Here is a 26,792-nt window from a genome sequence, read left to right on the forward strand (position 1 = left end):
CTAGCAAAGCCAAGGTTTTTGCACAAGTGGGTTGTTTTTGCCTGTAACCCCCCAAGGTCTATAAGGTCAGTTTAATTAAAAGGAGAGTGTATGAGCGAGAAAATAGTGTTGATCACTGGCGCTTCAAGCGGCATTGGTGAAGCCACGGCACGCAAACTCGTGGCTGAGGGGCATAAGGTGGCATTGACCGCGCGCAGTGAGGATAAGCTTACTCAGTTGGTACAAGAGCTTGGCGAAGACTTTGCCGTAGCGTTTGCCTGTGATGCCACCGATTATGATGCACTTAAAGATGTTGTTGAACGCACGGTGATGCATTATGGGCGCTTGGATGTGGCTTTTGCTAATGCCGGTACTGGAGTGAGTAAAGCGGGCACAGAAAAGGGCGACCCACAGCAATGGCAGAAGATGATAGACATTAATATTAATGCCTTGCTATACACCGCTCATGCCAGCTTGCCACATTTGCGGAAAACCCAAGGGCAATTCATTCTTACTAGCTCGGTTGCTGGGCGCATGCCATTGAAGGGGTCTATTTATGGCGCGAGTAAGTGGTTTGCCTATGGCTTTGGGCAAAACCTGGCACTAGAGATGGCCCAGTGGCAGGGGCGTTGCACCACTATCACCCCAGGCATGGTGGACACGCCATTTTTCGACGAACCGAAACCGGATAAGCTTGCCGCTGACGATATTGCCGACGCGGTTTACTATGCTATCAGCGCTGATGCTAGGGCGAATGTGCGTGAAGTGCATGTCATGCCGACACAGATGGACAGCTAGCAAGATTGATAAGTAAGGGCCGCTTGGCGGCCCTATCACCTTAGCGTGCCAGTTCGAGAATGGACTGGGCAACCTGAGGGGTAATATCACCGTGTTCGCCGAGTTCATGCAAATCATTGCGACGCAGGTTCTCAGCTGCTTCGCTAGCCGCTTGGCTATCTAATCCGTAATCACTGAGGCGGGTTTTCACCCCCATCTGCTCGCAGAAATCTTGAACCGCTTTGATGGTGGCATCGATTAGTGCCTCTTCATCGGCATTCTCTAAAGCGAAGACACGCCGTCCTAGCTGCATGATTTTCTCACGCTTTTGCTCTTTTTTCACAAACATTAGCGCCGGTAGCACAATGGCCAGAGTTTGCGCGTGGTCGAGGTTATAAAGCGCTGTCAGCTCATGGCCTATCATGTGCGTGGCCCAATCTTGCGGCACGCCTTTACCAATCAAGCCATTAAGTGCCATGGTCGCTGACCACATGATATTCGCTCTTACAGCGTAATCATGCGGTGTACTTAGCGCTTGCGGGCCCTGCTCAATAAGAGTCGACAAAATGCCTTCGGCAAAACGGTCTTGCAGCGGCGCGTTCACCGGGTAGGTTAAGTACTGTTCAATCACATGGACAAAGGCATCAACCACACCATTAGCCACTTGCCGAGTGGGCAGCGAATAGGTGTAAGTTGGGTCTAACACCGCAAATTGGGGTTGCACTAACGGCGAGCCAAATGCGCGCTTTTGCTGTGTGGCCTTTTTGGTAACCACCGAATTACCGTTACTTTCCGACCCCGTGGCCGGCAGCGTAAGCACGGCGCCAATAGGCAGCGCGCTTGTTACCTCAGCCCCTTCAACGAGAATATCCCAACCATCGCCAGGATAGTGCGCTGCTGCGGCAATATATTTCGCTCCATCGATCACGCTGCCACCGCCAACGGCAAGAATAAAGTTGATATCTTGTTCTTTGACCACTTGCAGAGCCTCACTGAGAGTTTCATAGGTGGGGTTAGGCTCCACTCCGGCGAACTCAACAAATTCGAACCCGGCAAGGGCGGCGACGACATCGTCATAAACGCCGTTTTTCTTAATTGAACCGCCACCGTATAGCAATAAGATCTTGTCATTGCTATTAAGGCGCTCGGCGATAAGCTTGCTTTGGCCTTCGCCAAAGAGGATCTCTGTGGTGTTTTTAAATTCAAAGTTTAACATGGTGTTACTACCCTACTGGCTACGTTGACGCAATGCGGAAATAAGTGCATCGGCAAGTTTGTTATCGGAAAAAGGGTTTTGCGCGGTGATCAGCTCTCTATCAACCACTACATTAGGTTGCCATTTGTCGGCAAAGCTCATATCGCCACCGGCTTGGGCCATGGCTTTGGCTGGATAATAACGTAGCTTTTTACCTGCCAACGAGGCTTCAAAGTTGGCTTCCTCGGGGTTTGAGAAAATAGTCATACGGTAACCATCATAGAGCCAGTCTGTGGCTGACGCGTTTTGCCCGGAGGCAATCTTTTGCTCGTAAGCGCTGGGGTTTTGCTGTGCTGATAACAGCGCGATAGGCCCGTGGCAAATAGCCGCCGTAGGTTTCTGCTGACGATGAAAGTGCGCCAAAATGGTGCCTACTTCTGGGTTATTGGCCAAATCTATCAAAGGTGCGTGGCCACCAGGAATGAATACGCCGCTGTACTGGTCCAGGCCGTTGTCGATCACTTGCGTGAGGCTCAAGGTGTCGTTAATACCATCTAAGTTCGCCACGACCTTTTCAATACGTGCCATTTCTTGTTCATTACCCCCAAAGTACATGGCTTTGACCGAGTTCTCGTCTACTTGTGGGGCGTTCCCTTTCGGTGTTGCAAGCACTAACTCATAGCCCGCTTTTTGTAACTTATCAGCGGGTACGCCAAATTCATTGAGGTAATACCCTGTTTCATAGGTACTGCCATCGGCGAGGGTCATTTGCGTTTCACTAGAGAGCAGCACCAGCACTTGCTCTGCATTACTATTGGCGCTAACGGTCGCCGTGGTTAGTAAGGTCGCCATAGTGGCGATTAGGGTGGTAATTGATTTGATACGCATACTTGCTCCAATCAAGTTTAGGATGAGACAAGTATAGCGGAGGGCTATAATAAGCAGAATTCAGTTTAATTTGGGTTAGGTATAAAATATCTGATATCAGTTTATGTCTTACTTTGTGCAATTACGAACCTTCGTTGAAGTCTATCGCTGTTTGAATATCTCTCGAGCGGCGAAAAATCTGGGGCTGTCACAGCCGGCGGCGACAGCGCATATTCAAACAGTGGAGTCGGCCGTGGGAAAATCGCTCTTTACGCGCCGTCATCGTGGGGTTGAGCCGACCAACATAGCGCATGAGTTGGCGGCCCAGTTGGGCAGCCATTTCGATGCCATAGAACAAAAAATGGCGTCAACGCGCAGTCGCTCTACCGATGTGCAAGGAACCATTACCCTCGCCGGGCCCGCCGAATACATTAGTTACGTGGCCTCCGCGCAGCTAGCAAATCTATTGCAGGGGGGCAATGTGACGGTCACCATCTTGCCCGGTAACCGCGAGCAAATTTATTCGGCATTGGACAGCGGCAATGCCGATTTAGCGATCACCGCCTCATTACCCGATAGCAAGGTCTATGACTATCAGGTGCTTGATAGTGAGAGGCTGATGCTGGTTGCACACCGCTTGCTTGCCGATGCGCTTGCCCAAGCACCAATCGATGCCAGCGTTTTAAACACCTTGCCAGTGGTGAGCTACGACGCTCAGCTACCGCTTATTCGAGAATATTTTGATATGATTTTCAAAGCTCATTGTCGCTCGCCAATCGTGGCGACCTGCCCTGATATTCGTGCTCTGGCGGGGATTGTGCGCACCGGCGTGGGTTATTCGGTGTTGCCGGACTACTTGTGTCATGACGATATTCGCAGCGGACGTTTGGTACAGTTGGGCCCCGAAGGACCGGAAAACAATATTTATCTGGCCTGGCGCAAAGGCGCGTTGGCACACCCTAGAGTTAACTATGCGCGAGATATTATGATGGCGTTTTCCAACATTAATCGCTACGCATTTCATCGCGAATAAGTGTATTGGCTCTTTTGTTTTGCCTGCACTAACACCACAATAGAGTTTTACAGTGCCCATGGGAGGGAATGATGTCGGTAGAAAAAACCCGCTTAGCCATTTGTAATCTGACCAAAGAGCAGTACCCACAGATTAAAACACTAATGGACGAAGCTTACCCCGATTTAGGTGGTGCTTGGCCTAGCCACACGATTTTCCGTTTGATTGACCAGTTTCCTGAAGGGCAAATTGGCATTGTTGATGATGAGCAGTTAGTAGGCATCGCCCTCAGTGTGCAGGTTGACTATGCGCGCTTCTCTAACCCTCATACTTATGATGATATCGTCGATGGCCATGACCGAGTGTTTAGCGACCCTAATGGCGATGCTTTGTACGGCTTAGATGTGGCGATTGCCGCGAGTCACCGAGGCATGCGTTTAGGAAGACGTTTGTATGATGCGCGTAAAGAGCTATGCCGGCAGTATAACTTAAGGGCTATTTTAGCCGGAGGTCGTATACCGCTCTATCACAACTACCGCGCCCAGATGTCGCCTATGGAATACATCGAAAAAGTGGATAGGAAAGAGGTGTATGACCCAATCCTCAGCTTTCAGCTTGCCAACGACTTTCAGGTCAAGCGGCTGTTAAAAAAGTACCTGCCAGAGGATGAAGAGTCGGTGGGTTATGCCACCTTATTGGAGTGGAATAATATTCTCTTTGAGCCTACGGATACAGTTATTGAAAGCACCAAGTCGATTGTTCGTGTGGGTGCGGTGCAATGGCAGATGCGCAGTGTTGAAAGCGTCGATGAGCTGCTTAAGCAAGTGGAGTATTTTGTCGATACCGTTTCCGACTACCAAAGCGATTTCATCCTCTTCCCTGAGTTTTTCAATATGCCGTTGATGGGCATACAAGAACATCGCAGCCAGACCGAGGCGATTCGCTTTTTAGCTGAGTATACCAGCACGCTCGTTGAGGCGATGTCGCGTATGGCGGTGGAGTACAACGCCAATATTATCACCGGCTCAATGCCGGTTGCTGAGAATGACACTATTTATAATGTCAGTTACCTGTGCCATCGCAGTGGTAAAGTGGATGAACAACGCAAAATCCATATTACACCTCATGAGGCCAATGACTGGGTGATCCAAGGTGGTGATAAAATAGCGGTATTTGACACTGATGCCGGACGAGTAGGAATTCAGATTTGCTACGACGTAGAGTTTCCCGAACTGGCGCGTATTCTTGCCGAGCAGGGATTGGATATTCTCTTTGTACCTTTTTGGACTGATACCAAAAACAGCTACTTACGCGTGCGCCATTGTGCCCAAGCGCGCGCCATTGAAAATGAATGCTATGTAGTCATCGCAGGCAGTGTGGGTAATTTACCGGAAGTGGAAAGCTTAGACGTGCAGTACTCGCAAGCTGCGGTATTAACGCCATCGGATTTTTCTTTTCCTCATGATGCTTGCTTGAACGAAGCCACGCCTAACACTGAGATGTTGTTGTTCTCTGATCTTGATATGGATAAGTTGAAAATTCTCCACAGTGAAGGCACAGTGCGCAATCTTAAAGATCGTCGCGATGATCTGTACCAAGTAAAGTTAGTTAAAGGAGCCTCTTAATGGCGTGGTTGTATTTGATTTGCGCAGGGTTATTTGAAATTGGTTGGCCAGTGGGGTTAAAACTGGCTCAGGAGCCACAAACGCGCTGGTTAGGGATAGCCATGGCAATTGTATTTATGGGTGTTAGTGGCTTTTTACTTTGGCTGGCGCAAAAGACCATTCCCATTGGCACAGCCTATGCGGTTTGGACAGGCATAGGCGCCGCAGGCACCTTCTTGGTTGGGGTGTTTTTCTACGGCGATAGCTCATCATTAATGCGTTATTTCGGCGTGTTATTGATTATCGCTGGAGTGATTACCTTAAAGGTGGCGAACTAAGGGCATTCTAGCCCTTTAATGTATAAAAAGTTTGTCCAGCAAAGTCTTTGTATTTGACGAAGCTTCCCCCAGGATGGCTGGACCCTCTAGTTCGCCATCCGTATATCCCCGTCTTACAAGGATCGGTAAAGGTATTATTTATAGTCATTAAAGCCGCTTTTTCAGCGTTATCGATAAAAATACGATATATATCTTGCTTTGGGTGACTGTAATTGTTTGCTATCGAGTATATGGTCGCAAGGTTGGTTTTTATATCAATATATAGAGATGGATATTTTTCAAAGCCATGAAATTGGTTTTTGGCTTTAACTACATCAGAGTAAGAATAATTACTTTCTCCTGCGCGTAGCTTGATCCCGAATATAGATGGGTTCTTATGTTCCTTTCTATTCCTAATGGTGCATCCCATCCAAAGCATGCTTTTAAAAACATCGCTGCTATTGTAAAGGTTTCCTTTACTAGGGTTGAGGCTCTCGACCAAAAAGAGCCTGACTAGTAGACCTTTATCGTTATTTTCTGGCGGTAAGACGTAAACTTTTTGCTGGACAATGTTGACAGTTAGGACGGCTTGTTCGATACCTCTATACCATACTTTCAATTTAGCAGCCTGCGTTGCTTGGCTACATTTTATATCTATAACCCAGATCCCTTTAGGCCCATCAAAAGGTGCACTTTTAACAATAGCCTTTAGGTTTGTGTTGTTCGATTCCAACTTTATTTCACCAGAAAGCCTTGCTTTCAGCCCTACTAAATGTAGCCGCCTAGAGCCATTTTCAGGTATAGATACTGAGGTAATAGGCTTGCTATGATTTGATGTACTTGAAAAGTGTGCCATAAGCTAATTCCCTTTTATAATTTCCTTTATTATTCGTAAGTGATAGTTATCAAATCTCCGTCTACTACACACTTATAAATTTTATCATTCATCCAGTCTTGACTTACCAAATAAGTGCTTGTGCCCACTTCTTCTTGAGTGGCGACAACATCCCTATCAACGTGCAGCAACTCTCCACTACTAGGTAGCTGCATTGACATCCAACCGTACTCTTCTGGTGTTCCTAGGTGTAAGACCCAAAGTAGCCTTGCTTCCTTCCAAAACATATAAGAGTGCTCACTGCCCTCGGGGTAGTGAGCAACATAAAAATGGTGCTGCCCCGTTAATTCAGGTCTTCTTTGCTCAATTACCTTTAATAAGGTGGATTTAAAGTATTTAAAACCTGGATTATCTTTGATCGAGACCAAGCCGCTGTGCTGGCTTTTAGGCTCTGCTTGCAGGTTTAATGCGAAGGTAAAGATAAAGAAAAGAAAAGTGTAAACCACTTTTTTCATTGGTGACATAATGTGTTCCCTTTACATGTCCAGCTGTAAACATACAATAAAACCTAGACAAAGTTAAGAAAAAGTAACTTATTTTATAAGAGCTGGCTGTTACCCCCACATCACTGCAATAGCTGCTATAGCAATCAGCAGCAGGCCTAGGCTATCACGGCGTTTTACTGGCTGTTTGAGCCATAGATAGGAGATTAGCATGGTGAAAAATACCTCCACTTGGCCCAAGGTTTTTACATAGGCGACGTGCTCTAAACTCATCGCACTAAACCAGCCAATAGAGCCAATGCAGCTGGTTAAGCTGATCCAAGCCGTTAGTCGCCGATATCGCCATAAGCTTAATAATGCGGGCCGATCTTTATAGCCAAGATAGGCCAGTAAAATGAGGGTTTGCAGGGTAATTACAAACAATAAAACCCAAGCAGCACTATGCGGAAAGGTCAGTCCTGAACTGAGGCTCGCTTGGCGCACCCATAAAGAGGTGAGGGCGAAGCTACTGCCACAGGCAAGCCCAAGCAATACCGTTGGCCCATTGAGAGCGCGTAAGCTTGGGCCCGACAACAGCATGACCGCAATAGCACCGAGAATAACCCCAAACCAGCCCAATAACGAGAGCGTTGAGCCAAAAAATAACATACCTAAAATAGCCGCGACCAAGGCTTCGCTCTTTGCCAGCCCTGCGCCCACAGCGTAGTTGTTCATTTTGAATAACCGTACCATCAAGGCGGTGGCGAGTATTTGCATCAGCGCTGCGCCAACGACGTAGTAGAGTAAGGTCGGTGATGGGGTGATCAGTTGGGTTGGTTGGACTTGGTAAAGCACAACAAGATAAACACCAGCGAGTGGGCCGGCAACGATAAATCGTGCAAGGGTGACCGCAAGGCTGGAGGTATGACAGCTCAGCTGGCTCTGCAGAGCGTTGCGCCAGCTTTGCGAAAAGGCCGCTAACAATGTCAACAACACCCAAGCCATGAATTCAACCAACAAGAAAAACTTTAAGTTATCATGGTGTTGTAGCGTTGGCGAATGAGGAAATTAGATACTCATTATTAACCAAGGTAATAACTACCTTAAGGTGTTTGTAGGCGTAGGTAGGATAAACCCAATACCAAGCCAAGCCTGATATTGGGTGCATATCATCGTGCGCTTAAAACCCGGCTACCGGGCCTTTAACAAACTTCTGGGTGGGGGTGAATTTCAGCATCCGAGTGTGGTCACTTAACTCGACATCCACCAACTTGAATGGCCCCGTAGCCGCTGTGGCAACATCGAAAGGCAGGGTAAAGGTATCAACACCTTTTATCTCTTTCGCGACCTCGACAGTAGCCAGCTTGGTGGCCTTACCTGCTACCATCCCCTGCAGCGTAGCGCGAATAGCGTAACGGCCTTCATCACTCACATTCACCGGTACGCTGGCTTGGAAACGGTTATTACCGAGCGCACTGACTTTTGCGGTTTTCATGGTAATAGTGTCTTTACTATACACAAAAGGCAGTTTTATGGTGCGTTTAACCTGTTGGCCGTTAATGTTTACTGTGGTGTCGGCTTCTATTTCATAAAATCCTTGCGCCGCTCCTACATGCTGTAACGGCTGGCTGAAAATCACTTTACCATTGGCGTAACGAGCAGATAGTTGTTCATTCACTGGGCTGTGAACGCGCAGCGAAACATTGTTGGCAGCCTTGCTAGCGTTGCCCTGCTGCGCTATTGATAAATCCATCGCCAGGGAGCGCTGTTGTTCATCGACGCTGAAATCGGCGTGGGCTTTCAGTGCATAGGGGGAGTCTTTCTCTACTACATGCACTAAGTATTGGTCATCGTCACCCAGTGGCTGAGTACTTTGTAGCATCGGTTTGCCCTGCGCACTGACATTTTTGAGTTGAATGGCAACACTGCCATCTTTAAAGCCCGCTTGTTGCATTTGTTGCTGTGCAGCTATGCTTTTTAGGGCCAATGTGGCGTTAGTTTTTGCATCTCGCAGTTGCAGTTTATCCATTTGCAACTGCTGCGGTTTAATCACTGTGCCGCTGTCAAAACGCGCTTTTGGCGCAACGCGGATGAGGTGGTCGGCTTGGGTGACGTGCACAGCCACACCTTGTTTAAGCTCTCGACCACTGACCGTTTGCCAGTATTCATGGCTGCTTTTTGTTAACTGTTGCAAGCTGGTGTTGTCGCCTTGATATACATTAGGCCACTGATATATGGTTTGTTCATTGGCCATTGCGGCGCTGGTCATCATGGCCAGAGCACTCAGGGTTAGTGTGTATTTCATGTCTAGCTCCTATATTCTGTTTTTCAGCATATCGCCCAAGCCAAAGCAGTCGCGACGACTTTGCTGGTGGCTTAGTGGCTCACTGCCACGAGTGCGTGATTTATCGGTAAACCATACCGAGCCTGCTAGAGCTTGAGAACTGCACTCTAAAAAACCATCGGAACAGTCATCTAACCAGTTTTGCGTGACCTCTAGGCCAACCTGATTTTGATAACCACCGCAATAACTATCCGAATCCCACACCGCAGATTCAACGTCGCTGCCGATCACGGTTTCAAAACGTGAGGGGAGGGTTGGGCGATTCGGCGTACCTTTTAACCACTCGGCATTATAAGCAGCCATCCAAGATACTTGCTGTTGTTTTACTGCGTCATTGCCGTAGCCGAGGATCCAACCTAACCCTTGTTCAAAGGTGTTACCGGCAATCACCGCATCAGCCAAAGGGGTGCCGCCACTGGAAGGGGCCAAGGCGATGGTGTGATTGACTTTATTGATGATACTTGGGTAACGGCTATCCCACGTGGGGTTGGAGAGGATCCAACGCACGACATTGCCGCCGTTTGAATGAGTGATCAGCGTTAAGTCAGTAATATTTTTGTTGGCAATAAAGCTGTTTAATGAGTCGGCTAGGCAACCTGCGGCGCCTTCGGCCCACATAAACTGCTCAAAGTCACAATTAATCACCGTAAAGTTATTGGGGTTGGCAATGCCTTGACGAACCTTATCAACAAAACCACTGGTCCAGTAGTCGTTGTAGGCATCGCTTTGCTGGCCTGTACCGTGAATGAAGGCAACGCCCTCAGTTGCAAAAACGCCTTGGCTCATTCCGAGCGTAAGCGCGAGAGAGATTAGTTTTATTTTCATGTGTGTTCCTGTTGATTGTTATTTCCATCAGGGTAGAGGTGTGACCTCCGATCAGAAAATAGACTAAAGAGGTACAATTGCAAGCTGAAATTTACAATTATTTAACCTTGGTGTCTGTTTTAGGGGCTAAAATAGGAGCTGTGATGCGTAAAAAACAATAACCTAGCACCGGGCTTATCATTGGATTAGGGTAGTACCAAGCCTGTGGCCTTTAAAAAGGAACGATTATGAGTGTATTAGTTGTGTGTGCGTTGATCGCCTGTGTGTTACCTATACTTGCCAAAGCGCCGCTCGCTTGGGCGCAGAACCAGCAAGGGGGGTACGATAATCGCCACCCTAGGGCGCAACAACAAGCGCTTACCGGCTTTGGCGCAAGAGCATTAGCAGCGCACCAAAATAGCTTCGAGTCCCTGATTATTTTTGCTGTGGCATTAGCTGTGGTGATTGGCGCCAATAAACAAGCCGCAGTTATGGATACCTTAGCTATCAGCTATATTGTTGCGCGGGTGTTGTACTGTCTTTGCTATTGGTTTGATTTACATTTGCTGCGCTCATTAATTTGGGCGGTTTCTTATGCCTGTCCCATTGCTATGATCGCACTAAGTATTTAGCACTTTTCTGGTGTTAACGAAAAACACAAAGCAAGCACCTAATTTAAGGGGCTTGCTTTGTGTTTTTGTTGGTCGCGAATTAGTGCGAAGTGACGTTAATGCGCTCGGTTAAATCAGGCAATTGCACGTCGTTGCTGAGTTTGAAATCAAGTTGCACTAGGTGCTCATGCTCAGGATCCGAATAAGGCTGGTATTGCCATTGTTCAAGCGCGCGCACCGCCTCTTTGTCAAACACTTGGGCCGGCTGTGATTTCACCACCGTAACATTGTTCACCGAACCATCTTGCGCAATTTGGAATCGCAAAACCACAGAACCGGAAATGTTTTGTTCCGCAGCCTCAATTGGGTATTTTGGTTCTATGCGTATCATTGCTTGCGGTTGGTCGGTTTTGTCTTGATTGTGCCCTTCACCTGCTTGTGTTGTGGCAATCAGCGTTAGGCTCGCGAGTGCGAGTAAAATACTCAGCACTTTAGCGACGATATGACCCCGATTCGCCGATTGCATATTATGTAAGCGTTGTAACATCATGTTTTTATCTCCGTAGTATGAATAAGCCAAGCTGTGCAGTTGCGAACGACTCGCACACTCGACCATGGATTTGCCATACAGCAAGCGCTGTGTGGCCGATTTGTTTGCCAATACCAGTTCATCGCAGGCCAGCTCTTGGGTGCGTCTTAAGCTGAAGTATCCTAGCCATGTTAGTGGGTTGAACCACATTAAAATCACACAACCTAACGCAGCGGCATTAATGATGTTGTCATGGCGTCTTAGGTGCACATGCTCATGTTCAATCATCAAAGCCAAGGTGTCGGGGTTATGCTGTGTTACCAAATAGCTAGGTAGCACAATACGTGGCCTTATAAAGCCGATAAGCATGGGGGAGCTTATTTTTGTGCTCTCGTAAATAGGCAGTGATGCATTACTTACGTTGGCAGTGCTGGTCAGTTTAGCGCCTATGCGGCGTTGAAACTGTGCATGCTGCAAGAAAACTCCTAGCAATAACACTGTGACCACTAACCAATAAGCGATTTCCCAATTCATGCTAACCTGCGTACTCGCTTGCTGCAGAGGCGTCACGATGTAACTGTTTAGCACTGTCGGTGATGCCACTGATTGGCTGAGCTCAACATGGTGCGCTATGAGCGCTGCAGGAACCACAAGCCACAGGCCATATATAAAACGGGCGGTCAATGATTTAAGGGCATAGCGCTCGACAATAACAAGTGTTATTAACAACGCAGAGAGCCAAGCTTGTTGGGCGATGATCCAGGCAAACATATTACTTTCCTTGTTGGTCTTCCCACTCTTTTATAACGGCTTTGAGTTCGTTGATATCTTGCTGTGACAGTTGCTCTGTTTTCGCAAAACCGCTGACTAATGGCGCAATACGGCCACTGAAAAATCGTTGTATTAAGCTCTTACTTTGCTTGAGGGTATATTCTTCGCGGCCAATTGTGGGTGTGTAACTGTATAAACGGCCCTGTTTTTCAAAGCTGACCGCCTGTTTTTTTACTAGTCGGCCTAACAGCGTTTTTATGGTTTTTTCATGCCACTGGGTGTCGTCGCTCAGGCGTGCAACCACCTCGCTGGCTTTCGCTGGGTGGCCTTGCCAAAGGGCTTCCATAACGGCAAATTCGGCTTTCGACAACTCGATCATAGTATTGCTCACAAATGTAATTCTTAAACTAAAGATTACACTTGTAGTCAATGTCGTCAAGTTATTTTTGTAATCCGTACACCTGCTCCGGTGTCAGTGCTTGAAAATGGTGTTCGTTGATCCGCTCGGGTTGCAGTACATAGTCTCCTATACGCACACGCATAAGGTCGGTCACCCGATAGCCGCAGTGCTTCGCCATTTTACGGATTTGCCGATTAAGCCCTTGGGTCAGGATGATTTTAAAGCGAGTTGTTGAAAGAGGTTCGCAAACACAGGGACGCGTCGTGTGTTCGCCCAGAGTAATGCCACTGCGCATTTGCACAAAAAACTCGGGGTTTAATGGTTTATCAACTTCAACCCAATACTCTTTTTGATGCGCAAAGTCGGGGTGTGAGAGGCGTTGGCACAGCGCACCGTCATTGGTCAATATCAGTAATCCGCGTGAGTCTTTATCAAGGCGACCAACCGGGTAAACACGGGGTCCAGCTGGGAGGTGATGAATAAGACTATGAGGGTTGTGTGATTGCAGCTTGCAATCAATGCCCACCGGTTTGTGATAAGCAAAATAACGTTTCGGCGCCAGTCCCAGCACTTCCTCGCCATCCACGGTGATATGGTCATGGAGACTGACATGGGTAATGTGTTGCGCCAAGGCACCGTTGACTCTCACTCGCTCGGCGGTAATCAGTCTTGAGGCTTGTCGGCGTGAGCAAACGCCAGCATGAGATAAAAACTTAGCGACACGAATAGGCGGTGACATGATTATTACTGTAACTAACGGACAAGGCCATCATAGCATGCTTTAATCGCCATGGCCTTTGCTTACGTATAGCTTTAAACCTTAATGTTTGGAGCAAATCATGGGTATCGACTTTACTAACCTGCAGCATCATCAACCGATTCAAAAAGTAGTGATCCACTCATTGGATATGGCGTTGTATCAAGTATCGGTAGTAATCAACAATATTGAATACTATGTCAAAGACCCTCGAGGCGAGATCCTCAAAGCCAATAGCCCATTGCATATTCAAAAGCTGTTCGATGATATTGCCTATCACGCAATGGTACTGCGCCATAGCAGTGCTTACGATGAAATGTGCGGTCAGCCGACTCGCCAACAAGATAACACTTTAGAAGTGCCCTACGGCAAAAACGGTTATTACTAATGGTGCTGCGTACTTTTGTTTCAATCGCTGTACTCTGGGTAGAAAGCAAATAACCCCATTAACAGTCTGGTCAATTGCCTCACTATATGTAAATCTGCATAGCATTAGGGACAACAAGGGGTTAGCTGATGAGCGACTTTTTCATATACGCCATCGACTTTTTGACCAGTCTGTTTTTACTGGCGTTGGGCATCATCGTACTGGTGGTGATTTATTTTTATATTGTTGATGTTAATCAGAACAAGCATGCAATTCGTCGAAACTATCCAGTAATTGGTCGGTTTCGTTATTTTTTCGAGCGCCAAGGCGAGTTTTTTCGGCAATATTTCTTCGCCATGGACCGCGAGGAAATGCCGTTCAACCGTGCCGAGCGCAGCTGGGTATACAAAGCGGCGAAAAATGTTGATCGCACCTCCGCATTTGGCTCCACACAAAGCTTAGATCCCGCCGGCACCATTATGTTTATGAATTGTGCCTTTCCCACCTTAGAAGAAGACGCCATTGACCCTGAGCCCATTGTGCTCGGTGAGCAATCTCGCCACCCCTACACCGCGAAGGCGGTGTTTAATATCTCTGGCATGAGTTATGGCGCTTTATCTAAACGCGCCGTGTTGGCGCTATCGCGCGGAGCCCGCCAAGCGGGGTGCTGGATGAATACCGGTGAGGGGGGATTGAGCCCCTATCACCTTGAGGGTGGCGCCGATATTGTCTTTCAAATTGGCACCGCCAAATATGGGGTGCGTGATGAGCATGGTCAGCTCAGTGATCATAAACTCAAGGAAGTGGCGGCCCATGAGCAAGTTAAAATGTTCGAGATCAAAATGAGTCAAGGTGCAAAGCCCGGTAAAGGCGGGATGTTACCTGGGGTTAAGGTCAACGCTGAAATCGCCAAAATTCGTGGCATTCCTGAGGGTAAAGACTCCATTAGCCCGAATGGACATCCGGAAATTAAAAGCGTTAGTGATTTGCTGGATATGATAAACCACGTGCGTGAGGTGACCGGGAAGCCAACGGGATTTAAAGCAGTATTAGGGGAAACTCAGTGGCTTGAGCAACTGGTGGCCCTGATTAAACAACGTGGCGAGCACAGTGCGCCAGATTTTATCACTATTGATAGCGCCGATGGCGGCACTGGCGCCGCCCCTCAACCGCTGCTGGACTCGGTTGGTTTGCCATTGAAAGAGAGCCTGCCTTGGGTGGTCGACTTGCTTGAGCATAATGGATTACGTGGTCGTATTCGTGTCATTGTTTCTGGCAAGTTGATTGTGCCTTCTAAAGTGGCCTGGGCGATTGCCTTGGGCGCTGACTTTGTGGTCTCGGCTCGTGGCCACATGTTTTCCTTGGGGTGTATTCAGGCGCTGCAATGCAACAAAGATACTTGTCCCACAGGGATCACCACCCACAACCCGAAACTGATGAAAGGGCTTGATGTGGTTGATAAAACTCAGCGCGTTGCGAACTACAATAAATATATTCACTATGGCATAGGTCTGATTGCTCACTCTTGTGGAGTGAATAACATACGTGGCCTAAATCGTCAGCATGTGCGTGTGGTGCAAGAAGACGGTTTGTCGCAAACCTTGGATGAGATGTACGCGCATTATAAGTAACGCGTAAAAGGGCGAGCTGCTGACTTTAACCTCTTTTTAACATTACTTCGGTAGGCTGTTTCTTTTAAAGGAACTTTACAACTTACCGAGGATATAATGAAAAAAACATTAAGTGTTATGGTGGCACTGTTCAGTAGCGCGGCCTTGGCTGAGCCCGAGGTGCACTATGAAGCGTGTAAAAAGCGCTTCAGTTATATGGGCACTGATTATCAAGGCACAACCGACAGAAATAATAGCGGTTCGCAATGGTGTTATTTACAAGAAGCCATAGACGGTGCGACATGGGGGCATGTTCGTAATGAAACTATCCCTCAATTTACCACCGTGCAGGGAGAGCGCTGCCAGGCCCCTTCGCAGTATCAAGGCGAATCTTTTTATGGATGTAGCACACGCAATCACAGTGCACCTTGGTGTTATATTGCTGATGGCAGTTGGCAAGAATGCGCGCCAGTGCCGCCACCTGAGCTACTTAAACATACGCAGCCGCAGCAAAGTAAACGTTTAGATCGTATTGCCCTGGGTTCGTGCTTCAAAACCAAGGGCGACATGCCAGAGGCCTTGGCGCGACTGATCTCTCATCAACCTGATTTATTTTTATGGCTGGGGGATAATATTTATGCCGACACCCAAGATATGAAGGTTATGCGGCAAAAATACGACGATAAGAAGCAAAACCCGCATTATCGACAATTTTTGGCTGCACAAATCCCTGTTATGGCGACTTGGGACGATCATGACTTTGGCCGCAACAACGACGGTAAGCATTACCCCAAGCGCGAGCAAGCGCAGCAGGAGTATCTACGTCACTTCGATATCCCCGAAACTGACCCACGTTATCAGCAACAGCAGGGCATATATGAAGCCAAAATGCTTGGCCCCAGCGGTGAGCGTACTCATGTGATCACCCTAGATGCACGCTACTTCCGTTCGCCCACATTTAGCCAATATGGCCAATGCGAGGGTGAGCAAAGTACCATTCTTGGCGAGCAGCAATGGCAGTGGTTAGAGCACCAGCTGCAACAACCGGCTCAAGTCACCTTAATAGCCAGTGGCATTCAAGTGCTGCCACCGTTACACCAACAACGTAGCCGCAGCAGCTATTGTGCTTATGGTGATGGCCAGGCCTTCGAGGACGCGCTCAGCAGTATGCAAGAGCAAACAATGTCAGGAACGAGTTATGAGTCTTGGGCAGAGATGCCAGCTCAACGCGCGAGACTGTTACGCTTAGTTCAGCAAGCCGTGAATGAAGGACGTACCCAAGCTGTTATTTTCTTATCGGGCGACCAACATTGGGGCGAACTGCTACAGAAAAAAATTCCCGCCAGTGCTGAGTATAGCAAAGCGGTCACAGTGTATGAGGTAACGGCCTCTGGGTTTGGGCAAAATTGGCCGTATCATATAGAAAACCCACTGCGTATGCCTATCTATGCAGATCATCAAGGCGACGGTGTTTATCGGCATCAGTGTCAACTGCCGTTTACTTACGCGGGAGTAACTTATCAAGGTTGTATTACTCGAGATCATGATAAGCCGTGGTGTTATACCGAAACCGACGCAAACGGCCAAGGCGTTGCTCAGCAATGGGGAAACTGTGCTGGCAGTGGCGCTCAGATCCCGGGTGGTGAAGTGGGCACGGTGAGCAATAATATTGGCCGCCTCAGTACGGGTAATCGCCATTTTATCAATAAATCGGGCAGCAACTATGGCATGGTTGATATTGACTGGCAGCAACGAACAATTACCTTATCCATTGAAACGGCTGACGAACAAGCGGTTTCTACCATAATAAACTTTTAGATTGAGACTAAATGATGCACAGCGGCAGTTTCCAGTCGCTGCGCATTGCATGGTATTCTTAGCGCTATGAGGCCAATCGCGCCCTGTTTAAAAGGCTAAGTACAATGGATAATCAACCCAATAACCCCCTGCATGGCGTTAAGCTGGAACAAATAGTGACTCGTCTAGTCGAGCATTATGGCTGGCAGGTGCTAGCGCAGCACATCAATATTAACAGCTTTAAGAATGATCCCTCGGTGAAGTCATCACTGAAGTTCTTACGTCGTACGCCTTGGGCGAGAGAGGAAGTAGAGCAGCTTTATATTAAAACCTTCCACACGTGGCCATACAACGCCCAACAATAATGTTGTTCGTGTCCCGATAAGGATTTTGCGCAAGGCGCTAAAAATAGCGTATGGTGAGTGTGAACGACTAAGGATAGGAACATACTCATGACCGAGAAACAGCACTTTATTTTACGGTGGTTAGTGCCTCAGGCTTTGCTGCAAAGTGCCTTGCTGGTGTGGCTGTACTTAGCCGTTGACAATGGCAACTGGCCAGCGCAATCGCCCACCTGGTTGGTGGGTTTAGTTACCCTGACTATCGTCTTTCCTGGATTATGTTACCTGCGATTAGAACGCGCAGGTTGGCGGCGCTTTTTAACTTTAGCCGTGCCCTACTCGCTGTTGTTGAGTGTGTTGGGGATGTATATCGGTGCGCAGCAGCCACAACAAGAGCTCTTTAATAACGACGCGTTGATTGTCACCTTTGTATTATGTGCCTTAATCACCACGTTAAAGCTACTTAATGTAGCCACTTTGTATAGCAGATGCGAGCCGATCACCTATCGGCAGCTGTATGAGCTATCTTGGCAGCATTTTATTCAGTTCAGTTTATGTTGCTTCTTTGCTTTAGCTTTATGGCTTATTTTGCTACTTGGCGGCGAGCTATTCAGCACCATCGGCATTGAAATTTTAGCTGACCTGCTCGATGAACCTTGGGTTAGTATTCCAGTGCTTACCTGTGCGTTTGCTGGGGCTGCTATTGCTCTTAGAAGCATGCTTTCGGCCGTCGAAAATATTGAAAAGCTACTGAAAATTTTAGCCAAATTTTTACTGCCCGTGCTTGCTGTGCTGGCCATTACCTTTATCGCCAGCTTGCCATTTACCGGATTAGAGTCGCTCTGGCGGCTGGAGAACAGCACCTTAATGCTGCTGTGGATGCAAGCGAGTTTGTTGTTCTTCTTTAATACCGTGTACAGCCGAACCGATGCTCTGCCTTACTATCACTGGTGGCGTGGGGGGATGCTATTGGCGCTGCTGACTTTACCGCTATACGCAATGTTGGCACATTACGGCCTGTGGCTGCGCATTGAACAGTATGGCCTGACAGTGAGCCGGGGGTGGGGAGTGCTGATCAGCGCCACCTTGGCATACTTTGCCTTCAGTTACTGCGGGGCTATCATCATCAAGCGCCAGCTATGGCTCATTTGGGTGCACAAAATCAACGTTATCGGCTGCGCCGCATTATTTATGGCGTTGTTGGCGGTCAATTCACCGCTTGCTAATTTGCAACAGCTCAGTGCCCAAAGCCAAGTACACCGATTGCAATCGGGGCAAGTCAGTGCCGATGAGTTTGATGTGTATTACTTTTACAGGGAACTTGGCAAGGCTGGCTTTGAGGCGCTGCAGCAAATACAACAGCATACTGATAATGACTCTCTTAAAGCGCGTATAGTTCGCTTATATGCTAATCGTGATGAACCCAGCGACTTTGAAAAATGGCGGTCACAATGGCTGCAAGGGGTGCGCATTGCCGATGCGGCGAACCAACCTCCTTCCAGCTTGTTACAGTTTATCCATAGCAATAACTTCTACAAATATTATGGCCAGGGGGCTTCTTTGTACCTCATTGCTGCCGATGTGAACCAAGATCAGCAGTTAGAATGGCTATTGCTGCACCAGCAACACAATTATCTGCAAGGGGTGATGTTCACCGAAAACCAGCAACAGCAGTGGCAGAGTTATCACTTGCAGGTGGCCAACGCTACTGACGATGAAGAGCAAATTAAGCAGGCTTTGGCAGCAGGGGAGTTTACTTTAACAGCGCCGCAATGGCAGCATATCGAGATAGGTGGGGCGCGTTTATCGGTGCCAGTAAATATCTATGAGCAACAGGAGTAACGATGTCGAAACTAACCGTCGCTTTGCTACAGCATGACATTCACTGGTTGGACGTAGAGGCAAACCTCGAACACTTAGCGGCGCAGCTGCAATCGCTACCAGAGGTTGATTTAATCTTGCTGAGTGAGACCTTTGCCACTGGATTCGCTGTCGCCGAACCAAATGTGGAGCGTCATAGCGAGCGCATTATTGCTTGGCTTAAAGACCAGGCCCAGCGCCGCCAAGCGGTTTTGTGTGCCAGTGTTATTAGTGCCGACGAGACAGGCAAGTTTAACCGCCTATATTGGGTGCAGCCCAGTGGCGAGCTGGATTATTACGACAAACGCCATCTATTTTGCTTAGGCAAAGAGGGTGAGCACATGGACGCCGGCACAGCGCGCAAGGTGTTCACCGTAAAAGGGGTCAGAGTCCTTCCTCAAGTATGTTATGACCTGCGTTTTGGCGTATTCCAACGTAACCGTAATGATTATGATGTGATGGTTAATATTGCTAATTGGCCAGCTGCTCGGCGCGATGCCTGGGATACGTTATTAAAAGCCCGGGCCATAGAAAACCAGTGTTACGTGTTAGCGGTCAACCGGGTTGGTGAAGATGGTCAAGGTGTTGAGCACAATGGCGGCACCGCAGCTTATCGCTTCGATGGCAAGCAGCTCGCTTATGGCGAGGATAATAAGGCCCAGACGATTACGGTTACCTTGGATTTAGCGCAGTTAGAGGACTATAAGGAATCCTTTCCCGCATGGCAGGATGCGGATGACTTTGAGCTCAATTTGTAAACCCCTGGCCACGGCATAATCACTTTTAAGCTGCTAGGCTAAGAGGATTAGCAATAACAAGGAGGTGTGCGGTGACTCAGATTACTCTTTTCACCTACGACTGGGTGCCAGAACTACCGCGCGGCTATGTGCGTGATTTGCGCGTACGTTGGGCATTAAAAGAAGCCGGTCTTGATTACCGCGTTGCCACTGTGGCATTTAAAAATAGAAGCGCTGAGCATTTTACCCGGCAACCGTTTGGGCAAATTCCCTGGCTCGAAGATGGCGAGCTGTCGGTGTTTGAAAGCGGCGCTATCTTGTTACATCTCGGCGAGAAAAGTACCGCACTGATGCCCAGTGTCGCCAGCGAACGGAGCAAGGTGATTGAATGGGTTTTTGCGGCGTTAAACTCGGTTGAAGCCGCTAGTTTACCCTGGTCTATTTACCAGTTCTGTGGTGATAGCAATGACACCCCAGCCCGACAACAGTTGGACGCCTTTTTACGCGCTCGACTGACGCACATGGAGCAAGTGTTGACGCAGCGGCAGTGGTTGGCCGCCGACTTTTCTATCGCCGATATTTTAATGGCCGATGTACTGCGGTTAGTGGCGCGCTTTGACGCCTTGGCTGAGTTTAAAGCCTGTAATGCGTACCTTCAGCGGGCCTGTGCTCGGCCCGCATTTGAGGCGGCACTGCAAGAGCAACTAGCTCAGTATGGAGAGCCTTCTGCAGATCAACCCAAGGCTTAATCAACGCCATGAAGAACTGGTATAATCGTTATTCGATTATTAGTTCTGAGCTGGTATGTTGATTTTACCTGTGCTTTTAGCGGGCGGTAGCGGTACTCGTTTATGGCCGTTATCGCGCCAAGACCGTCCAAAACAATTCTTATGCCTCGATGGTGAGCATTCACTGTTACAGCAAGCAGCACTGCGAGTACAGCATCACTGCTTGCTGCCACCGCTGGTGGTGTGCAACGCCGAACATCGATTTATGGTCGCGCAGCAATTACTCGAAGTAGGGGTTGACCCCTGCGCCATTATTCTCGAGCCACAGAGCAAAAATACTGCCGCAGCGGTGGCTATTGCCGCACTGTGGGCACAGCAACATTATCCCGATGCGAGCTTATTTGTGACCCCGGCGGATCATGCGATAGCTAATCCCGCGTGTTTAATTGAGCGTTTACCGGCGTTAGCGCAGCACAGTGAGCAGGCGCTACTTACGTTCGCCATTGAACCCACGCGCGCCGCAACAGAATATGGCTACATTTTAAAAGGTAAAGCCGCAGAACAGGCGAGCAATCTATTTCATGTACAGCACTTTAAGGAAAAGCCCTCGTACGCGCTAGCGCAGCAGTATATCGAACACGGGAATTACTACTGGAATTCCGGCATGTTTATGTTTACCAGTGGCTGTTTTGTGCGAGAGCTAGAGCAACACCAACCACAGATGATGGCTGCGCTGCGCAAAGCGGCGCACTTTCACAGCGATCTTGATTTTGTTCGTGTCGATGCCGACGCCTGGCAACACGTGCCCAGTGACTCTATTGATTATGCTCTGCTGGAGCATAGCGAACAGGTGCTCACTTGCCCGTTGCCACTGCAATGGGCCGACCTAGGCAGCTTTGCGCAAGTATGGCAACACACAGAGCAAGATCATCAGGGCAATGCGGTGATTGGTGAGGCGGTGCTGCAAGATAGTCATAACAACTTAGTGGTGACTGACGAGCATCAGGTGGTGGCGACCTTAGGAGTGCATGATTTGGCAGTAGTGCAAAGCGGTGATACCACCTTGGTGGCAGCCAAATCGCAGCTGCACACTATGCCAGCTCTACTTAGCCAAGTCAGTGAGCAATACCCACAGCGACGTTTGCGTCACCGCCAAGTATTTCGACCTTGGGGCAGCTACGAGGTGCTCAATGAGGGGCCAGGTTTTAAAGTAAAGCACATTATGCTTCATGCTAAGACGCGACTATCTTTGCAGCTACATCAGCATCGCGCTGAACACTGGGTGGTTGTTAGCGGCACTGTGCTGGTGGAGATTGATGGCCAGCAAAGCCAGCTCAGCGCTGGACAATCAACCTTTATCGCTGCGGGACAAAAACACCGCCTGAGCAACGCCTCAAACACTGTCGCGCGGGTGATTGAGGTGCAAAGCGGTGCATACCTTGAAGAAGATGATATCGTCCGTTTTGATGATGATTATGGCCGCTAGACTTGGGCGCGCATTGATTTAAGGTACAGCTCTAAGCTTTGTTGCCATAACTCAAGGCAATCGCTTAGGTGAGTATCTAGCGGCTTATCCTCAAGCAATCGCCGTTCAATTTTCTTTAACGCCATGCCGTAGCGATTAAACCCGAGTTGCAAAGCTGTGCTGGCTTGGCGGTGTAACACTTTGATGCACTGCTCTTTATCACTGGCCATAAGCTGCTGGCAACGCAGCAGTTTATTACGGGCTGAAAGCACGAACTCATTATAAATAGAGGTCAGCTCTTGCTCTTCAAAGGTATTGGCCATTTGCTCTGCGGCGGTTTCATCGTAGAGCACATCTTTAAGCTCAACACTCAAATTAGGTGCTTGACTGGACTGCGAGTCACTTAACGCTTGGCGCAGCTTTTCTTGTTTTATAGGTTTGCCGACAATGTCTTTGATCCCCAAGGCCAGGTATTCTTTCACTTCATCGGGGCTGAGGCTGGCAGTGAAGGCTAAAAACGGCGTACGATGATTGCGATGGTCGATATTCTTCAAGCGTCGGATCACCTCTTGGCCGCTTAAGTCGGGTAAATTCATGTCCAATAACACCACATCAAAATGATACTGCTGCATCAGTTCAATGGCGCTATGGCCATCGGTAGCGAGCTTCACTCGATGCTCGTCCTCGGCCATAAACTCTATGGCAATCTTTTGGTTAAGGTCGAGATCTTCTACTAACAACACATCAAGGCCGGTGAGGTAATGGGTCGTTTGCGGACGTTTCTCAACGAGGCTAAGCTCGCCCACAGTTAAGCGCATATCAAAGCTAAAGGTACTGCCTTTGCCAACTTCACTATCAATAATAAGCTGGCTGCCTAAGTGTTCCAGCAGCCGGCTGGTGATTGCTAAGCCCAGGCCAGAGCCGCCCTTGAGTTTACCGGCGCTACTTTGTACATAGGGTTCGGTTAAATACTGAATTTCTTCTTGTTCTATGCCGGGGCCTGAATCAATAACGCTAAAGCGTAGGGTGTGTTCTTCTTGGCCTTCACGCAATAAATCTACCTGTAGAATCACTTCACCTCGGTCGGTAAATTTGATGGCATTACCTACTAGGTTAATCAGTACCTGTCGTATCTTTTGGTGGTCGCAGTAATAACAGGCTTGTCGCGGCAAGTTAAAGTTCAACTCAAACTTGACCCCTTTTTGCTCTGCCAGCGGGCTTAGCAACAAACACAGGTTATTAATCCAAGTGCGTAACTCTACGTCTTCTTCAAAGAGGGCTTCATCACTTTGGTCCAAGCTCGCATACTCAAGGACTTTATCAATGAGTAAGTTAAGCGACTCGGCTGAGTTGATAATGGCTTCACAATAGGGTTTGTTTTTGGGGTTATTGGATTGGTTCATGATCAATTGCGCACTGCCTAATATGCCATTGAGTGGGGTGCGAATCTCATGACTGACGGTAGATAAAAACAGGCCACGAATTTCTAAATCTTTCTGCGCCTTGGCTGTGAGTTGATTAAGGTTTAGCTCGCGACGCTCGTTACAGAATAACGCCAAACCAGCGGCGTAGAGCATCGGCGCTAGCACGCCATTAATTAGCAGCGTCATACTAAACCAATCGTTACGGATCAGGCTGAAGCGGTCGATATCGCCAATCCAAATTGTGCGGGCGCTGAATATGCCTAAGCACATCACTAAGGCAATTAAATACACCAAACTGGCACTGGGGTATTTATGTCGTCCGTAGCGAATAACAATGTAGGTTAGACACAGTGCTTCAGCAATATGTTGTAAGTCAGACAATAACACCCTAGTACGTAAGTTACTGTCGAAGAACATAAAATAGGTAAAACCAAGGAGTAAAAAGGCGCTAACGAAAATAAATAAGGTGGTAACAAAACCTTTGTAATCTAAAAAACGGCTGATGGCTAACACATGAATAATGGAGCCGAGCATAAAGCTAATGTTAGCCAGTACCACTAACGCCTGTGAGCCCACATCAACGGTGCTCTTTAACGCGAACAGTAAAATCGCCAATAACAAGCACACGGGATAAAACACGTACAAGCCAATACCGACAAAATTACGGTTGGCCCGCCAGGTAATAAAGTTCAACAGCGCCATAACAAATACGGCAGCGGCACTGGTGTAAAAAAGGGCTTTTGCGTCGAGCATCAACAAGTTAAAAGTTTACGTTAGATAGCCACTACTATACGCAAAATTCACTCGATGGCCATGCGAAAAGTCACAACTCATCCGTGGTTATGGTGCTAGTCGTACTGCTTTTGTAAATAGCCCATGGTTTTAAGTTTGTGTCCGACCTTCACGATTTCGTCTAATGCTGGAATAAGTTCTTGGCCAAGCTCGGTCAGCTCATACTCCACCGAGGGCGGAGAGGTATCACGTACATGGCGAACAATAACGCCGCGCTCTAATAGCTCAGTTAGGCGAGTTGAAAGTACCTTTGCCGAAATCGGTGGGATATCAATTCGCAGCTCATTAAAGCGGCGCGGTCCAGCGCGTAAACACCAAATTACATTGGGCGCCCAGGCACCGGAAATGACCGCCATACATTCTGTAAGCATGCAGGGTTGGGGTGGTTTAGGGCTTTTATTCAGCCTAACTTTCAATGACATAAGAGTGACTAAGTTTCTGTGCGGTAACCCAATTCTAGCACCAAATGCGTGGTTACTTCTAGTAATCTAATTTCTAATGGATATTATCTAAAGCTCCACAAGGACAACAACAGGAATACCGTGAAATGAAGCTTTACTACAAACCTGGCGCCTGCTCTATGGCCTCGCATATTATCCTCAATGAGCTCGAGGTCGACTTTAAACTTGAGCGTGTTGATACCGATAAAGGTCAAACCGAGACAGGGGGTAACTACAGCGAAATTAATAGCAAGGGCTATGTGCCTGCGCTGGCCGTTGATAACCAAAAAATACTGACCGAAAATCCTGCCATTCTTGAGTATTTAGCCGATCTAAAACCACAGCTGGAGCTTGCCCCGAGCATTGGCACATGGCAGCGCTATCAGCTTCGTGAGCAGCTTGCTTACCTAAGCTCTGAGTTGCATAAGAGCTTTAGCCCCTTTTTCTCAGGAGCTGAGCTGACAGCCACACAGCGCCAGGCGGCACAGACGAAAATTGGCAAATGTCTCGCACCGATAGAAGCTCAGTTAAGTACTGGCAGCTTATATTTGCAAGGCGATACCTTTACCGTGGCTGATGCCTATGCCTTTGTCATTATTAACTGGTCACAGTTTATTGGCTTTTCTCTGACGCCATGGCCTGCCATTAATGCCTTCTGGCAGCGAGTTAATGCTCGTGCAAGTGTGCGCAAAGCGATGCACACCGAAGGGCTGGTGTCTGAGCAGGTCCCCTCATGAAGCAGTTGCCAGAAATTACTGCGTTGTTGCAACGCTACTTCGATACCTTGTACCACTGCGACTTGCAGAAATTCGATAGCGTTTTTCATCCCCAAGCTATTTATGTGAGCGCAGATAAGCAACCTTTGCTGTATCGCGATATGCCTACTTATCGTGAGGTGATCGCTCAGCGTACATCGCCCGCTTCTTGCGGTGAGCAGCGTCAAGACAGCATAGATGCAATAGAGCTGCTTGGCGATAACACTGCACAGGCTAGGGTGCGTTGCTCTATCGGTGCTCAGGACTATGTTGATTTATTGTCACTGGTACGCAGTGCTGGACAGTGGCGCATTATTGCAAAAGTATTTCATATTATTGATAAGTAAGGAGAAGGATATGCCCTATGTGAATATTAAAGTAACGCAAGAGGGAGTCACCCAAGCGCAAAAATCAGCCTTAATAAAAGGGGTTACCGAGTTACTGGTTGAGGTATTAAATAAATCCCCAGCGACTACTATGGTGGTGATTGATGAAGTCGAACTCGACAGCTGGGGTATTGGTGGCCTGCCGGTCGAGCAATACCGACGAGCAGCGCTTGAATAGCCTGGCCCGGCACATTAATACGTAGCCCTTGCGCTAGTAATGGTGCATCTTACCCTTACAAGGTATGCTACCTTGTAAGGTCTTACTAATATGTTGTTATGAGGCAGCCGACAACCCTCGGATTTACTAGTAATGCTAAAAATTACTAGTAACTTTGAGTTCCCCTATGCTATTGTTTTCTTACTGGACAACTTTCGAGGAAGCAAACATGGGTAAGGAAAATACTGGACTAATGGCACAGCCAAAAGTTAATACAGTAAACACATTGCGCAATCTAGCCAATGCAATCGAAGCTGGTGAAATCCGAGATTACAGCTTACAACAAGGTAGCGATGGTTCAATTACGGTTAAAGCTGATTCCAAAGATGGTAAGTCTCGTTTGATCCAAACTAGTCAAACTATGGATGGTTATAGCTCAGTTTCAACCGAACATGTTGAAAAAATGCCACCTAAAAAGAGACGTAAAGTTGTCTTGAAAATGGCTAAAGAGGGTAAGACTCAAACTGAGATCGCTGAAAAAACGATTGTTTCTCAGAAAACAATTTCTAATGATATTGCAAAGTTGAAAGAACAAGGCAAGTTGTAGTTTCAGCCTCATAACAATCTGTTTAAGAGTGATTCGCAACGC

Annotated in this window: 29 protein-coding genes; 17 read left to right on the top strand and 12 right to left on the bottom strand. The window is 48.0% G+C overall.

The features are described from left to right. Positions 1–90 precede the first annotated feature (90 nt). Positions 91–777, top strand: coding sequence for an SDR family oxidoreductase (locus W04_RS12615; RefSeq protein WP_045979392.1), 687 nt, complete (start codon positions 91–93; stop codon positions 775–777). Positions 778–817: 40 nt separating this feature from the next. Here W04_RS12615 and W04_RS12620 read toward each other — a convergent pair whose 3' ends face one another. Together W04_RS12620 and W04_RS12625 are read right to left on the bottom strand one after the other, a co-directional pair. Continuing rightward, positions 818–1,972: an iron-containing alcohol dehydrogenase gene (locus W04_RS12620; RefSeq protein ID WP_053911080.1), complete on the bottom strand. Its 1,155-nt coding sequence runs from the start codon at positions 1,970–1,972 to the stop codon at positions 818–820. Between the two features lie 12 nt (positions 1,973–1,984). Then, complete coding sequence (locus W04_RS12625; RefSeq protein WP_053911081.1) at positions 1,985–2,839, bottom strand: type 1 glutamine amidotransferase domain-containing protein; 855 nt, start codon at positions 2,837–2,839, stop codon at positions 1,985–1,987. A 103-nt stretch (positions 2,840–2,942) separates the two neighbouring features. Here W04_RS12625 and W04_RS12630 point away from each other — a divergent pair, with 103 nt between their 5' ends. The 3 genes from W04_RS12630 (at position 2,943) to W04_RS12640 (ending at position 5,772) form a co-directional block, all read left to right on the top strand. After that, complete coding sequence (locus W04_RS12630) at positions 2,943–3,851, top strand: LysR family transcriptional regulator (protein ID WP_053911082.1); 909 nt, start codon at positions 2,943–2,945, stop codon at positions 3,849–3,851. Positions 3,852–3,922: 71 nt separating this feature from the next. Further along, positions 3,923–5,455 (top strand): carbon-nitrogen hydrolase family protein, encoded by a 1,533-nt coding sequence (locus W04_RS12635; RefSeq protein ID WP_022945005.1) that lies wholly within the window; start codon positions 3,923–3,925, stop codon positions 5,453–5,455. Beyond that, positions 5,455–5,772 (top strand): multidrug efflux SMR transporter, encoded by a 318-nt coding sequence (locus W04_RS12640; protein ID WP_022945006.1) that lies wholly within the window; start codon positions 5,455–5,457, stop codon positions 5,770–5,772. The genes W04_RS12635 and W04_RS12640 overlap by 1 nt, the downstream gene beginning before the upstream one ends. A 7-nt stretch (positions 5,773–5,779) precedes the next feature. Here the strand turns inward: W04_RS12640 and W04_RS12645 are convergent, their stop codons facing one another. From W04_RS12645 to W04_RS12665, 5 genes are all read right to left on the bottom strand, one after another. Then, complete coding sequence (locus W04_RS12645; RefSeq protein ID WP_053911083.1) at positions 5,780–6,607, bottom strand: hypothetical protein; 828 nt, start codon at positions 6,605–6,607, stop codon at positions 5,780–5,782. A gap of 29 nt (positions 6,608–6,636) precedes the next feature. Then, on the bottom strand, positions 6,637–7,110 hold the full coding sequence (locus W04_RS12650) for a hypothetical protein (RefSeq protein WP_053911084.1): 474 nt from the start codon (positions 7,108–7,110) through the stop codon (positions 6,637–6,639). A gap of 90 nt (positions 7,111–7,200) precedes the next feature. After that, positions 7,201–8,073, bottom strand: a complete 873-nt coding sequence (locus W04_RS12655; protein WP_053911085.1) for a DMT family transporter — start codon at positions 8,071–8,073, stop codon at positions 7,201–7,203. Positions 8,074–8,248: 175 nt separating this feature from the next. Continuing rightward, positions 8,249–9,373: a DUF4785 domain-containing protein gene (locus W04_RS12660; RefSeq protein ID WP_053911086.1), complete on the bottom strand. Its 1,125-nt coding sequence runs from the start codon at positions 9,371–9,373 to the stop codon at positions 8,249–8,251. Positions 9,374–9,382: 9 nt separating this feature from the next. Next, entirely contained in the window at positions 9,383–10,237 is an 855-nt protein-coding gene (locus tag W04_RS12665) for a hypothetical protein (RefSeq protein WP_045979380.1), read from the bottom strand. A gap of 227 nt (positions 10,238–10,464) precedes the next feature. On the opposite strand from W04_RS12665, the gene W04_RS12670 reads away from it, so the two are divergent. Beyond that, entirely contained in the window at positions 10,465–10,848 is a 384-nt protein-coding gene (locus tag W04_RS12670) for an MAPEG family protein (protein WP_022945012.1), read from the top strand. A 79-nt stretch (positions 10,849–10,927) separates the two neighbouring features. Here W04_RS12670 and W04_RS12675 read toward each other — a convergent pair whose 3' ends face one another. The 3 genes from W04_RS12675 to W04_RS12685 form a co-directional block, all read right to left on the bottom strand. After that, positions 10,928–12,127, bottom strand: coding sequence for a TonB family protein (locus W04_RS12675; protein WP_053911087.1), 1,200 nt, complete (start codon positions 12,125–12,127; stop codon positions 10,928–10,930). 1 nt (position 12,128) lies between these two features. After that, positions 12,129–12,506 (bottom strand): BlaI/MecI/CopY family transcriptional regulator, encoded by a 378-nt coding sequence (locus W04_RS12680; protein WP_022945014.1) that lies wholly within the window; start codon positions 12,504–12,506, stop codon positions 12,129–12,131. A gap of 61 nt (positions 12,507–12,567) precedes the next feature. Continuing rightward, the gene (locus W04_RS12685) at positions 12,568–13,266 is read right to left on the bottom strand and encodes a pseudouridine synthase (protein WP_053911088.1); all 699 of its coding nucleotides are present in this window, start codon (positions 13,264–13,266) and stop codon (positions 12,568–12,570) included. Between the two features lie 100 nt (positions 13,267–13,366). On the opposite strand from W04_RS12685, the gene W04_RS12690 reads away from it, so the two are divergent. The 8 genes from W04_RS12690 (at position 13,367) to W04_RS12725 (ending at position 22,210) form a co-directional block, all read left to right on the top strand. After that, positions 13,367–13,672, top strand: coding sequence for a DUF6482 family protein (locus W04_RS12690; RefSeq protein WP_022945016.1), 306 nt, complete (start codon positions 13,367–13,369; stop codon positions 13,670–13,672). Positions 13,673–13,800: 128 nt separating this feature from the next. Then, entirely contained in the window at positions 13,801–15,282 is a 1,482-nt protein-coding gene (locus W04_RS12695; RefSeq protein ID WP_053911089.1) for an FMN-binding glutamate synthase family protein, read from the top strand. Between the two features lie 96 nt (positions 15,283–15,378). Then, a complete protein-coding gene (locus tag W04_RS12700) occupies positions 15,379–17,079 on the top strand; it encodes an alkaline phosphatase D family protein (protein ID WP_053911090.1) in 1,701 nt (566 codons plus the stop codon). A gap of 104 nt (positions 17,080–17,183) precedes the next feature. Then, positions 17,184–17,423, top strand: a complete 240-nt coding sequence (locus tag W04_RS12705; protein WP_053911091.1) for a VF530 family DNA-binding protein — start codon at positions 17,184–17,186, stop codon at positions 17,421–17,423. Positions 17,424–17,510: 87 nt separating this feature from the next. Beyond that, positions 17,511–19,241, top strand: a complete 1,731-nt coding sequence (locus W04_RS12710) for a DUF4153 domain-containing protein (protein WP_053911092.1) — start codon at positions 17,511–17,513, stop codon at positions 19,239–19,241. Positions 19,242–19,243: 2 nt separating this feature from the next. Continuing rightward, positions 19,244–20,017, top strand: coding sequence for an amidohydrolase (locus tag W04_RS12715; RefSeq protein WP_053911093.1), 774 nt, complete (start codon positions 19,244–19,246; stop codon positions 20,015–20,017). Positions 20,018–20,088: 71 nt separating this feature from the next. Next, entirely contained in the window at positions 20,089–20,745 is a 657-nt protein-coding gene (locus W04_RS12720) for a glutathione S-transferase family protein (RefSeq protein WP_053911094.1), read from the top strand. A gap of 55 nt (positions 20,746–20,800) precedes the next feature. Beyond that, a complete protein-coding gene (locus W04_RS12725) occupies positions 20,801–22,210 on the top strand; it encodes a mannose-1-phosphate guanylyltransferase/mannose-6-phosphate isomerase (protein ID WP_053911095.1) in 1,410 nt (469 codons plus the stop codon). Here the strand turns inward: W04_RS12725 and W04_RS12730 are convergent. Further along, positions 22,207–24,366 (bottom strand): ATP-binding protein, encoded by a 2,160-nt coding sequence (locus tag W04_RS12730; protein WP_022943681.1) that lies wholly within the window; start codon positions 24,364–24,366, stop codon positions 22,207–22,209. The genes W04_RS12725 and W04_RS12730 overlap by 4 nt on opposite strands. 95 nt (positions 24,367–24,461) lie before the next feature. Then, the gene (locus W04_RS12735; protein WP_197275966.1) at positions 24,462–24,761 is read right to left on the bottom strand and encodes a helix-turn-helix domain-containing protein; all 300 of its coding nucleotides are present in this window, start codon (positions 24,759–24,761) and stop codon (positions 24,462–24,464) included. A 191-nt stretch (positions 24,762–24,952) separates the two neighbouring features. On the opposite strand from W04_RS12735, the gene W04_RS12740 reads away from it, so the two are divergent. The 4 genes from W04_RS12740 to W04_RS12755 all read left to right on the top strand — a co-directional run bounded on the left by W04_RS12740 (position 24,953) and on the right by W04_RS12755 (position 26,750). Further along, the gene (locus W04_RS12740) at positions 24,953–25,582 is read left to right on the top strand and encodes a glutathione binding-like protein (protein ID WP_053911096.1); all 630 of its coding nucleotides are present in this window, start codon (positions 24,953–24,955) and stop codon (positions 25,580–25,582) included. Further along, a complete protein-coding gene (locus W04_RS12745) occupies positions 25,579–25,947 on the top strand; it encodes a nuclear transport factor 2 family protein (protein WP_053911097.1) in 369 nt (122 codons plus the stop codon). The genes W04_RS12740 and W04_RS12745 overlap by 4 nt, the downstream gene beginning before the upstream one ends. A gap of 10 nt (positions 25,948–25,957) precedes the next feature. Then, complete coding sequence (locus tag W04_RS12750) at positions 25,958–26,164, top strand: 4-oxalocrotonate tautomerase family protein (RefSeq protein WP_022943677.1); 207 nt, start codon at positions 25,958–25,960, stop codon at positions 26,162–26,164. 208 nt (positions 26,165–26,372) lie between these two features. After that, positions 26,373–26,750 carry an HTH domain-containing protein gene (locus tag W04_RS12755; RefSeq protein ID WP_053911098.1) on the top strand — a complete coding sequence of 126 codons (378 nt, stop codon included), beginning with the start codon at positions 26,373–26,375 and terminating at the stop codon, positions 26,748–26,750. The last annotated feature ends 42 nt before the right edge of the window (positions 26,751–26,792 follow it).

The organism is Pseudoalteromonas sp. SW0106-04 (assembly GCF_001293805.1).
Lineage (GTDB): Bacteria > Pseudomonadota > Gammaproteobacteria > Enterobacterales > Alteromonadaceae > Pseudoalteromonas > Pseudoalteromonas ruthenica.